Annotated in this window: 10 protein-coding genes; 8 read left to right on the top strand and 2 right to left on the bottom strand. The window is 29.2% G+C overall.

Features of this window, described 5'->3' with window-relative positions:
• The 8 genes from ACRCZX_RS06295 to ACRCZX_RS06330 all read left to right on the top strand — a co-directional run.
• On the top strand, nucleotides 1-1,629 hold a 1,629-nt coding region (locus ACRCZX_RS06295), incomplete at its 5' end, for a M3 family oligoendopeptidase (protein ID WP_438582079.1).
• A gap of 76 nt (nucleotides 1,630-1,705) precedes the next feature.
• On the top strand, nucleotides 1,706-3,907 hold the full coding sequence (locus ACRCZX_RS06300; protein WP_438582080.1) for a TolC family protein: 2,202 nt from the start codon (nucleotides 1,706-1,708) through the stop codon (nucleotides 3,905-3,907).
• Nucleotides 3,897-4,991 carry an efflux RND transporter periplasmic adaptor subunit gene (locus tag ACRCZX_RS06305; protein ID WP_438582081.1) on the top strand — a complete coding sequence of 365 codons (1,095 nt, stop codon included), beginning with the start codon at nucleotides 3,897-3,899 and terminating at the stop codon, nucleotides 4,989-4,991. Before ACRCZX_RS06300 ends, ACRCZX_RS06305 begins: the two co-directional genes overlap by 11 nt.
• Before the next feature lies 1 nt (nucleotide 4,992).
• Nucleotides 4,993-8,184 (top strand): efflux RND transporter permease subunit, encoded by a 3,192-nt coding sequence (locus ACRCZX_RS06310; protein WP_438582082.1) that lies wholly within the window; start codon nucleotides 4,993-4,995, stop codon nucleotides 8,182-8,184.
• 93 nt (nucleotides 8,185-8,277) lie between these two features.
• Nucleotides 8,278-9,084: a biotin--[acetyl-CoA-carboxylase] ligase gene (locus tag ACRCZX_RS06315; protein ID WP_438582083.1), complete on the top strand. Its 807-nt coding sequence runs from the start codon at nucleotides 8,278-8,280 to the stop codon at nucleotides 9,082-9,084.
• On the top strand, nucleotides 9,078-10,394 hold the full coding sequence (locus ACRCZX_RS06320; protein WP_438582084.1) for a sodium:solute symporter family protein: 1,317 nt from the start codon (nucleotides 9,078-9,080) through the stop codon (nucleotides 10,392-10,394). The genes ACRCZX_RS06315 and ACRCZX_RS06320 overlap by 7 nt, the downstream gene beginning before the upstream one ends.
• A 48-nt stretch (nucleotides 10,395-10,442) precedes the next feature.
• Nucleotides 10,443-10,844, top strand: coding sequence for a nucleotidyltransferase substrate binding protein (locus ACRCZX_RS06325; protein WP_438582085.1), 402 nt, complete (start codon nucleotides 10,443-10,445; stop codon nucleotides 10,842-10,844).
• Entirely contained in the window at nucleotides 10,844-11,137 is a 294-nt protein-coding gene (locus ACRCZX_RS06330) for a nucleotidyltransferase family protein (protein WP_438582086.1), read from the top strand. Before ACRCZX_RS06325 ends, ACRCZX_RS06330 begins: the two co-directional genes overlap by 1 nt.
• A 34-nt stretch (nucleotides 11,138-11,171) precedes the next feature.
• Here ACRCZX_RS06330 and ACRCZX_RS06335 read toward each other — a convergent pair whose 3' ends face one another.
• Nucleotides 11,172-11,456 carry an HAD family hydrolase gene (locus ACRCZX_RS06335; protein ID WP_438582088.1) on the bottom strand — a complete coding sequence of 95 codons (285 nt, stop codon included), beginning with the start codon at nucleotides 11,454-11,456 and terminating at the stop codon, nucleotides 11,172-11,174.
• 58 nt (nucleotides 11,457-11,514) lie between these two features.
• A partial coding sequence (locus tag ACRCZX_RS06340) for an RNA-guided endonuclease InsQ/TnpB family protein (RefSeq protein ID WP_438582087.1) occupies nucleotides 11,515-12,056 on the bottom strand: 542 nt, incomplete at its 5' end.

The raw sequence follows: 12,056 nt of genomic DNA on the forward strand, positions 1-12,056 counted from the left end.
TTAACTTTAACAGACTTAATAATGAGTTTAAAAGATTCAAAAGATTTGAAAAGTACAATTGAAATTATTGATAAAATAAATTCAATCAGAAACAACATCTCGTCAATGTCTAGTATAGCAAATATAAGACATACAATAAACACAGAAGACAAGTTTTACGACGATGAAAATGAATACTGGGATGAAATATCACCACTGTATGAAGAGTTAGACTTTAATTTTTATGAAGTTTTAGTAAACTTAAAAAACAAAGATGAACTTGTAAAGCATTATGGAGAACAATTTTTTAAATTGGTCGAAAACAGTTTAAAAACTTTCTCACCAGAAATTATTGAAGATTTGCAAGAAGAAAACAAAGAGGTTTCAAAGTATGTAAAACTTTTAGCTTCTGCAAAGATTCTTTTTGATGGTGGTGAAAAAAATCTTTCTAGTATGACACCATATCTTTTATCAAAAGATAGAAGTATTAGAAAATCAGCTTCATCAGCAAAATCAGCATTTTTCATGGAGAATGAAAATAAATTTGATTCTATCTTTGATACTCTTATTCAAATAAGAGTTAAAATAGCTCAAAAGCTAGGCTTTGAAAACTTTGTAGAGCTAGGATATTTAAGAATGAATAGAGTTGATTATAATGCCGAAATGATCGCTGATTTTAGAAAATCAGTTCTAAAAAGTATTGTTCCTTTAGCAACATCATTATACAAAGAGCAGAAAAAGAGATTAAATTTAGATTCTCTTCAATATTATGATGAAAAATTTGAATTTAATGATGGAAATCCCGTTCCAAAAGGCGATAGTGAGTGGATTATAGAAGAAGGTAAAAAAATGTATCATGAAATGTCTCCTGAAACAGGTGAGTTTATAGATTTTATGATAGATAATGATCTGATGGACTTAACTACTAAACCAGGTAAAGCTGGTGGCGGATATTGTACTTTTATTCCTGATTACAATTCACCATTTATATTTTCAAACTTTAATGGAACAAGTGGTGATATAGACGTTTTAACACATGAAGCAGGCCACGCTTTCCAAGTTTATAGATCTAGCTGGATAAAAGTTCCAGAGCTGTTATGGGCTACTTATGAAAGCTCTGAGATTCATTCTATGAGTATGGAATTTTTCTCTTGGAAATGGATGGAAAACTTCTTTAAAGAGGACGCTAAAAAATATAAGCAATCTCACTTGGAATCTGCTTTAAAATTTATTCCTTACGGAGTTCTTGTAGATCATTTTCAACATGCAATATATGAAAATCCTAACTTAAGTATTGCTGAAAGAAAATCAACTTGGAAAAAATTAGAAAAAATTTATAAACCTCATTCTAATTACTCGGAAAATTCATTTTTAGAAACAGGAACTGCATGGTTTGGACAAGCACATATCTTTGAGATGCCATTTTACTATATCGATTATACTTTAGCTCAAATTTGTGCTCTGCAGTTTTGGGAAAAAATGAATGAAGACTATAAAAACGCTTGGAAAGACTATTTAAATCTTTGTGACAAAGGTGGAACAAAATCATTCTTAGAGTTATTAAAAGTTGCAAAATTAAAATCACCTTTTTCAGCGGGCTGTATTGAGGATATTATAATTTCTGTTCAAAAGTATCTTAAAAACTATTAAAGGATTCTTTAACTAATAATAGAATAGATTTTAAGGATACATAATAATATATTAATTTTTAAGGGAGGCTTAATTCATGGGAAAAATACTTTTATTAATTTTTCTTATTAACTTCTCTGCATTTGCAAAAGTTCTTAATGTTGGAGTTATTTTAGAAAAAAATTCAAACCACGCTGAAATAACAACAGATATTTTAAACGAAGAACTAGCGAAAAATTTTGCAGGGACAGATTTTTCACCAAAAATTTTAGAAACGTTTTATTTAACAGACCACAATATTGGAGATGGAATTCAAAAATTAAATAGCAATCCTAAAATTGATGGGATTTTTATTTTAACTTGTGCTTCATTTGAAGAAGTTAAAAATTTTAGAAAAGATAAGTTTTATTCAATCCCGCTTGGATTTGGAACTAAAAAGCGATCTACTGATAAAAATATAAACTATATCTATAGTAATTTAAATTTAAACTCACTACTTAGTCCTTTTAAAGAGCTAAACGGTGTTACAGAGTTAGATGTTTTAATCTCTAACACTGACAAAAACAATTTAAAAGAACTCGAGAAAAAAACTTCTATTCCTGGAATAAAGGTTAATGTTATGAGCTCATCTAGAGAAAATCTTATAAGTGCAAAAACGAGAAAAGTTCCATCTTTCCTGATAGATTTTAACGAAGACCTTATTGAAGAATCTTTTGCAAATCTAAACTTAGAAAAAGAGTTTAGAAAAAGAATAAGAGCAGCTTCATTAAACTATATGTTCTTTAAAACAAATAAAGGTATGGGTGAAATAGTAGAGGTAAATGAACCTAGAAAAGATATCTATTTAAATTCAAATGTTGCATCTGAAATTGGACTTTTTCCTAATTTAACATTTTTACAAGAGATATCTCATATAAATGAATCTAAAAAATCGAATGAAAAACTTTCACTTAAAGAAGCTGTAAATAGATCTTTAGATGGAAATTTAGATTTATTAAAAACAAAACAAGACGTTTTAACTCGTCATTATAGTTCAAAAGTTCAAAATTCAAAAAGATTACCAAGATTAACAGGTAATATGAACTACACTGCTTTAGACGATCGTTCAGCGAACTCAATTGCAGGTGCTCCAGCAAACAGTGTAAACTCATATTTACAACTTTCACAAGTTATTTTTAGTGATCAAATAAACGCAAGTGTATTTATAGAGAAATTAGCTTTAGATTCAAGCAGAAAAGCATATGAACAAGAACAGCTAAATACAATCTATTATGTATCTTCTACATATGTTAATATACTTCAATTAAATGCTCAATTGAAAATACAGATGAGCAACTATGATTTATTAAGAGAAACTCTTGATGTTGCTAAAATAAACTATAACGTTGGTGCTGGAGGATTACAAGACGTTTATAGATTACAGTCAGACGTAGCAAATGCTTTATCAAGCATTGCAAATGTAAAAGGAGAACTTCGTTCTCAAGAGATTAATTTGAATAGCTTATTAAACTATTCAAAAGATAATCAATACTCATACGAACCGATTGAAAGTATTCAAAACTATTTTTTATTAAGCACTAACATTGGTAAAAGTTTTACTTTTGGTTCTGAAAGATCAAAAAAGATTGAGAATTTTATAATAAATGAAGCGATGACTAATTCAAATTCTTTAAAGCAAATTGAAAACAGCATAAAAGGAAAAGAAAGAGAACTTACTTCAAATAAAAGAGAAAGATTTATTCCAACTGTACAAGCTTTTGGAAACTATAATAAAAATAACGTTGTAACACCTTGGGGTAAAAATTCAAACGGTAATTTCCCAGATGAGTATTGGGAAGCTGGAGTAGGAGTATCACTTCCTATTATAAGTGGTGGTGAAATTTACTATAACAATCAAAAAATTAAAAGTGAGTTAAAATCATTAGAATATAATAAACTTTCGTATGAAAATAATTTAACAAAAGAGGTTCTTCAAGTTTATACTGAACTTCTTACAAATTATGTTCAAAGTTACACAACTAAAGTATCTTCTGATGTCGCTGTAAAAAACTTAAGTATTGTTAAAAATCTTTATGCCGAGGGAAGCATCTCTATAACTGATTTTTTATCAGCACAAAACAATGCTCTTACTCAAGAGTTAAATCATGTTATCCAAAGTTTTAACTTGATTAACTCTACATTAAAACTTGAAAATCTTTATGGTAAGTCTTCAATTATCTTAAGTGATTCTGAAAAGCAATACTTACGTTCAAAACTTCAAAAAGAGTTAGAAAATCAGGAGGATAATTATGAAAAATAAATTTTTAATCATTGCCAGTCTATTACTTATTTTAAGTTGTGGAAAAAAAGAGGTCGAAAATACAGCACCAGAAATAAAGCCAGTTGTCTTTGAAGTTGTAAAATCAAAAGAAAACAGTGTTATTAGAACTTATTCTGGAACTATAAAATCAGAAGCTCTTTCTAATTTAAGCTTTAGAGTTTCTGGAACTATCAGTAATAGAATTGCTCAACTTGGAGATACTGTTAAAAAAGGTCAAATTCTAGCTACTATAGATCCTATTGAATATAAACTTAATCTTGAAAAATCTTTAGCTGACTCTGCAAAAGGAAATGCAGCTGCTGCAGAAGCAAGTGCTAACTTTAAAAGATCAGAAGCTCTTTATCTAGAAAATAGTATTTCAAAAGCTTCTTATGACAGTGCTATTGCACAATACAAATCAGCTGCATCAAACTTAAAAGCTTTAGAAGAAGCTAATAATCTTTCAAGATTAAAACTGGATTATACATTTTTAAAAGCTCCTCAATCTGGAACTATCGGACAAGTTAAAAGTGAAGTAAATCAAGTTGTAAGTCCAGAGACTGTTGTTTTTGTACTTAGTAGTGATGGAGATACAAGCGTTGAATTCAATGTTTCACAATCTGTTATTGGATCTCTATCTCAAGGTCAATCTGTGGATATATCAATTACATCTCTAAATAATAAAAAAGTAAAAGGTATTATTACAAACATCGGTACACTTTCTGTTGGATTTGGTAGTACATATCCTGTAAAAGCAAGAATAACAGAATTAAGTCCAGATGTAAAAGTAGGTATGATTGCAAATGTAATTATTGATACTGTTGAAGGTATTGAACCAATTATTTCTGTTCCTATAAGCTCAATAGTAACTGGTTCAGACAATGAAAAATATGTTTATATTATCAAAGATATTGAGAGTAATGTTGGAACTGCTCAAAAACAAAAAGTTGAAATATCTGAGTCTCCATCAAGTAACGGTGTTATCATTTTAAGTGGTTTAAAAGATGGAGATTCTATAATCACAAAAGGAAGTAACATAGTAAAAGAAAATCAAAAGGTTTCTCTTATAAAAGGGGAGATTTAGTATGAAGTTAACTAAACTCGCAATTGAAAATAAAGTAACTGCCTATATGATTTTTATCCTACTGCTTATATTTGGATATATGTCATATACAAAATCAGAAAAATCAGAAGATCCTGGATTTACTATAAAAGTCGCCTTGATTAGTACAAGTTGGCCAGGTGCAACAGCAAAGCAAATGGCTGATTTAGTAAGTAAGAGAATAACTGACCAAGTTCAAAATATGGATTCTCTTAAATATGTAGAATCTAAAAATGTAGACGGACAATCTAGTGTCTATGTAAACATTAAAAGTGGATACAAAGATTTAAAACCAGTATGGCAAGAGTTAAGAGATCGTATTAATACTTTTGTTGTTCCTTCACTTCCTGCAGGAGTTGCAACTCCACAAATAAACACGTATTTTGGTGATGTTTATGGAACAATGCTTGCTATTGGAGGAGATGGATATTCAAATGCTGAACTTTATAAAACCGCTGCACAATTAAAAGATTCTTTATTATTCTCTGTTCCTCAAATTGGAAGAATAGATATCTCTGGAGTACAAAATGAAGCTATCTATGTTGATATCGATAACAACCTTTTATCTCAAACAGGGGTTACTCTAGAAAATATTTTATCTACATTATCAAATTTAAACATCATTATAAAAGGTGGAGATTTAGTTATAAATAACAGTAGAATTAAATTAAACCCATCTGGAAATTTTGAAAAAATTGAAGATATTAAAAATGCTGTTATTACAAGCAGTGATGGAAAATCAAATCTTTATTTAAAAGATATTGCTAATGTATACAGTGATTATGTCGAACCGTCAAACTATTCAATTGACTTTAATGGAAACAATGCAATCACTCTTGGAGTTTCTCTTGGAGCTGGAGAAGATATTTTAGTTATGAGTGACGGTATTAAATCAACTTTATCTCAATTTAAAAATAAACTACCTGTTGGATTAGAAATTGGTGAGATTTATTATCAGCCTGATTTAGTTCAAGTAAAAGTAACATCATTTATTGCTAGTTTAGTTCAAGCTATTGTAATAATAGTTTTAGTTATGCTTGCATTCTTAGGTGTGAGATCTGGATTTATAGTAGCTGCACTAACTCCTACATCTATAGCATTTACATTAATAGGACTTTACTATATGGGATATGGAATAAATCAAATCACTCTAGCAGGACTTATTATCGCTTTAGGAATGCTTGTTGATAATGCTGTTGTTATGTCAGAGAATATCATTGTTCTGATGGAAAATGGTAAAGATCGTTTGACTGCGTGTTTAGAATCTGCTGAAACACTGTCAATACCATTACTAGTTAGTTCAATTACAACTATTATGGCTTTCTCTCCAATTTTATTAAACAAAGAGGATATGGGAGAGTATGTTGGTCCTTTAACTATTGTTGTTGCTTTAGCACTTTTTGGTTCTTGGATTATAAATCAAACTTTAATTCCTTTACTTTGTTATGATTTTATCAAAATAAAAGAAGGAGCAAAGCAAAATTTAAATAATAAAGCTTATACAATGTATAGAGGTGTTTTATTAAAAGTATTAAAAAATCAAAAAATTACTTTAATAACTTCTGTTGCTTCATTATTTTTAGGACTATTTCTTTTAGGACTTGTTCCAAGTAACTTTATGCCAGCATCAACAGATCCAATTATGTCTACTTTTATCAGATTACCAAAAGGTTCTGATATCAATTACACAAGAGAGGTAATTAAAGATGCTAATAACTATATAAAAACTAATTTTGCTACAGGTGAACAAGATCGTCTTCCACCAACACTTTGGGATTCTATTACAACTGGTGGAACATCTTCTGTATATAAAAATCCTGGAGTATTAAGTTGGGGATCATTTGTTGGTGGAGGAGCCACTAAATTCGCGACAGGATACACTCCAGAAACTAGATTAACTGAATATGCATATATTCTTTATAATTTAACAGATTATAAACTTATTCCAGAAATTTCAGAATCAGTAAATAATTATCTAAAAACAAAATATCCAAACATTGATGTAATTTCAAAAGGTTTAGCAAGTGGAGTTACTTTAGAAAAAGATTTAGGTTATGTTTTAGCATCAAATGATATTCCTAAATTAAAAGCTGCTGCTGCAGAGCTAAAAGCAAAATTATCTGAAACAAAAGGAGCTTTAGATGTTTCTGATGCTTGGGGAAATGATGTTCCTGATATTAAAATTGAAATAAATCAAGAAAAAGCACAACTAGCTGGATTTACTAATGATAGTATCGGTAAAGTTCTACAGTTTGTTTTACAAGGCTATACAGCTACTGCGTTTAGAGATTTTAATGCTCCACCACAAAGTAGTTTAGTGCCAATTATTTTAAAAGGTGAACAAACTTATAAAGATGATATAAAATCAATTGAATCAATTGAACTTATAAATTCAAAAGGTGAAGCTGTTCCATTAAGACAGATAGCAGATATTAAATTAGACTATCGTCCATTCTATGTTAGTACTAGAAACTTGGCTTATTCAATTCAAGTTGATGCTGCTGTTGCTCTAGATACAACTGCTCTTGAAGTTAATAAACAGATTGAGCCTTGGATTAAAGAGAAATTAAAAGAATGGGGTTCTGATATCAAATACTATCCTGCTGGTATTATGAAAACATCTTCAGAAAACCAAAACGCACTGTTTGCACAAGTTCCAGTTGCAATACTTATGATGTTCGTTTTAGTTGTTGGTCAATTTAATTCTGTTAAAAAAGGACTTACAATTATGTTGGTTATTCCTCTTTCTCTTTTAGGAATAGCAATTGGTTTAATAGTTACAAACACGCAGCTTGGATTTATGGCAATGGTTGGTATAATTTCACTTGCTGGAGTTGTTCTAAACCATGCGATTATCCTCGTCGACAAAATGACCTCAGAAAAAGCTCTTGGGCTTACTGATCACGATGCAATCGTTTCTGGTTGTCAATCAAGACTAAGACCTATATTTTTAACTGTTGCTACAACTTTAGCTGGACTTATGCCTTTATACTTCTTTGGAGGGCCTCTGTTCCAACCGCTTGCTGTAGTACTTATATTTGGATTAGCAACTGATACTGTTTTAGCTTTAGCAGTTATACCAGTTATATATGCTACTTTCTACAAAGTTAAATTTAAAGATTATGAGTATAATGAAGCTCGTATAACTAGTATTACAGAAAAACACAACGATTAAAAAAACTAAGAATGTCAACTCTATGTAAAATTAGAGTTGACATTTTTTATTTTAAAGTTTAAAATAAAAGAAATTTGATTAAAGGAGTAATATATGTCTACAAAAGAAATGATTGTTTCAATACTTGAAACAAAAAAAGGAGAATATATATCTGGTGAAACGATTGGAAAAGCGCTTAATATATCAAGAGCAGCTGTTTCTAAAGTTATTAAAGACCTTAAAACAAACGGTTATACAATTTATTCTCTTAATAAAAAAGGGCATTGTATCCCAAAAAATAGTAATACCCTTTCATTAATAGAGATTCAAAAAAATCTAAAGTATTCAAATAAAATTAAAATTAAAAATATTGTTGATTCAACAAATATTGAAGCAAAAAGACTTTTATTGGAAAATCCATCTCATGGCACTGTAATTATTTCAAATGAGCAAACCGCTGGACGTGCACACGCAGGACGGCACTTTTTTTCACCTAAAGATTCTGGAATATATATGAGTATTATTTTAAACCCTGATTTTTTTCTATCTATAGAAGATTCATCAAAATTAATAACTATGACCGCAACTTCTATAACTGAAACTATAGAAGATATGTGTAAAAAGAAAACTACTGTAAAAGAATTAAATGACATTTTTTTAAAAGATAAAAAAATAGGTGGAGTTTTAACAGAAATTGTTTCAGAGTTAGAAAGCAAATGTGTTCAAAATATTATTATTGGAGTTGGAATAAACTTTAATAGTATTAATTTTCCAGAACATTTATCAAAAAAAGTAGGTTCTATTTTTACGAATGAAGAACCTAATATAAATAGAAATGAGCTTATATCAAATATAATAAATTCTATAATGAATAATTTAGATTATTTAAAAAGATTATCAAAAGGAGCTAGTTTATGTTAGAAAATATTTTCTTAAATTTATACTTTATAGGAGTTTTAGCAATTGGTTATAACTCTTTTAAAAAGGTGAAAAGTAGTTCTTATTTTTTTGTTGCAAATAGAGAAGCAAATGTTTTTCAAACAACAGGAAGTTTACTTGCTACTATTCTTGGAAGTTCTGCTATTCTTGGAAATATATCTTCAACATACTCGATTGGTTGGGCTGGTGTTTGGTTGTTACTTTGTGCTGCTCTTGGATTAGCTTTACTTTTACCGCTTTTAAATCGATTCGAAAAATTTAAAGGCTATAATTTACCAGAACTTTTAGGTGAATTTCACGGAGATAAGGTAAGGGTTTTAAGCTCTTTTATTATTTCTGTTGCTTGGATCGGAATTGTCGCTGCTCAAATTATGGGAGCTGCTCAAATTATGGGAATTATTGGTAATTTTAGCTACTTCCAAAATGTTCTTATAAGTGGTGTTGTTTTCATTATATACACAATTTTAGGTGGACAACTATCTATAATAAAAACTGATTGTATTCAACTAATATTTATACTATTAGGAGTTATTTTGTGCTATTTATTTTTACCAAGTTTTAATTTAAACTATGTGCCACCAGCTTTTCTTAATGAAAAATTTAATGGATTGGATTTAATTGTTTTAATCCTAACTTATTCATCTACATTCTTGGTTGGACCAGATATATATTCTAGAATTTTCTGCTCTAAAAGTATTAATGTAGCTAAAAAATCTATTGTAATAAGCATACTAATCTTAATTCCTCTAGCTTTTATTTTAACTCGAATTGGAATTTATTCTGCAGGTGCTTACCCAAACCTAGTATCAGGACAATCTCCATTGTTGTATGTAGCTGCTAACACTTTACCAAAAAGTATTAGTTTAATACTTTATTTTGGATTATTATCAGCTATAATATCTACTGCTGACACTTGTTTGCTTACATCTGCTTCTGTTTTTACTGAAATATTCACAGAAAATTTAAAAAAAGATAAATCTATAAAATTAACTCGTATTTTTATAGCTATATTTGGTATTTTTAGTATATTAGTTGCATTGAAACTTAAATTTATACTAAGTTCTTTATTACTTGCTCTTTCTGTTTATTCTGGTGCGGTTATAATACCTTCACTTGCAGGAATTCTTGGATATAGATTTGATCAGCGTTTTGTTCTAACTGCTATTGTTTTAGGTGGTAGTATTGCACTTTTAGGTAAAATTTACGGTGGTGCTAATTCTAACTATATTTTGATATTCGCTTTTTTAGCTAATTTAATTACTCTAAGAGCTGGTAAAATTTCAAAAATTTAAAATCCCATCTATAAATATGATATAATAAAGCTAAAAAAAGGAGATTTTATGGCGAAAAGATGGAATGAAAGAATAAGTGATTTAGAAAATGCAATATCTCGATTAAAAGAAGCTATAAAAGATAGCGAACAAATTTCACTTTCAACATTAAAAGATGGAGTTATTCAAAGATTTGAATTTTCTTTAGAGTTATCATGGAAACTTTTAAAAACATATTTAAACAACGAAGGAATTGATAACTTTACAACTCCTAAAAGTGTAGTTAGAGAAGCTTTTAAAATAGGTATTCTAAAAGATGGAAACCTCTGGATTAAAATGATAGAAGATCGAAATTTAACTTCTCATATTTACTCTCAATCTATGGCTGACAGCATTTATGAAAATATAACTAAAAAATATTTAAATGAACTTAATCTACTTTTAGATTTTTTAAAAAGAAGTGAATTTTAATGAAATTTGGATTAAATGAAACTGAAATTGATGAAATAAAAATACTTTATTATCTTTTTCCTGAAATTGATAAGATTATAATTTTTGGTTCTCGAGCTAGAGGAGATTTTCGAAAAACCTCAGATATTGATATAGCTTTAAAAGGTGAAGTGTCAGATATTTTATATCTAATCAAAGATTATTTTGATGAAAGCTCAATTATATACACTGTCGATATTATTGATTACTCTAAAATCAGCGATTCTATTTTCAAAGAAGATATAGATAACGAAGGAATTGAAATTTTTGTTTAAGGTTAATTGATAAAAAAACTGGAAAGTAATCAAATTACTCTCCAGTTTTTTTACTTAATATATTTTTCAAAAATTTTGCAACACCATTATTATCATTTGTATCTGTTATATAATCTGCAGATTGTTTTAAACTTTCATGGGCATTTCCCATTGCAACACCAACTCCTACAGCCTTCAACATCTCTATATCATTTTGTGCATCTCCAAAAGCTATACACTCTGACATCTCTATTCCTTTTTCTTTTAATACTCTTTTTAAAGTTTCACCTTTATTTACAAGTTTATGTGAACTACCCCGGTGGGGCTTCGTGGGAAGTATCTTAGCAACCTAAAATATATTGACCACGCTCAACGGAGAGTCCCTCTCCTCATATATTTTAATAAGCTAGTAGAGTTCTACCAGCTTCACGAATGTTTATACTCGCATTTAAGTCTCGGTCTATCTCAGAGTTACAATGCTCACACTTATAGACTCTTTCTGACAATGCTAATTCTGTTTTAATATTTACACAAATTGAGCAAGTTTTTGAAGATGGAAACCACTTATCTATTTTTATAACCTGTTTACCTAAAAACATAGCTTTGTATTCTAGCATAACTGTGAATTTACCCCATGCGTTATCAGTGACAGATTTACCAAAGTTTAATGCTCTACTCATACCTCTCATATTGAGATCTTCTATGATAATAGCATTATACTTTGTAACCAATTCTCTTGATAATTTATGAAGGAAATCTTTTCTACTGTTTTTAATAGATTGGTGGATTTTAGCAACTTTTAGTTTAGCCCTATTCCAGCTATTAGAGAATTTAACTTTACGAGATAGTTCTCTCGCAGCTTTAGCGAGTTTAGTTGATAATTTTCTAAAGAATCTTGGATAATCAGCTCTTTGGTTTTCAGAGCTAACGAACAATTCTT

This window comes from Cetobacterium sp. (genome assembly GCF_051658645.1).
Classification (GTDB): domain Bacteria; phylum Fusobacteriota; class Fusobacteriia; order Fusobacteriales; family Fusobacteriaceae; genus Cetobacterium_A.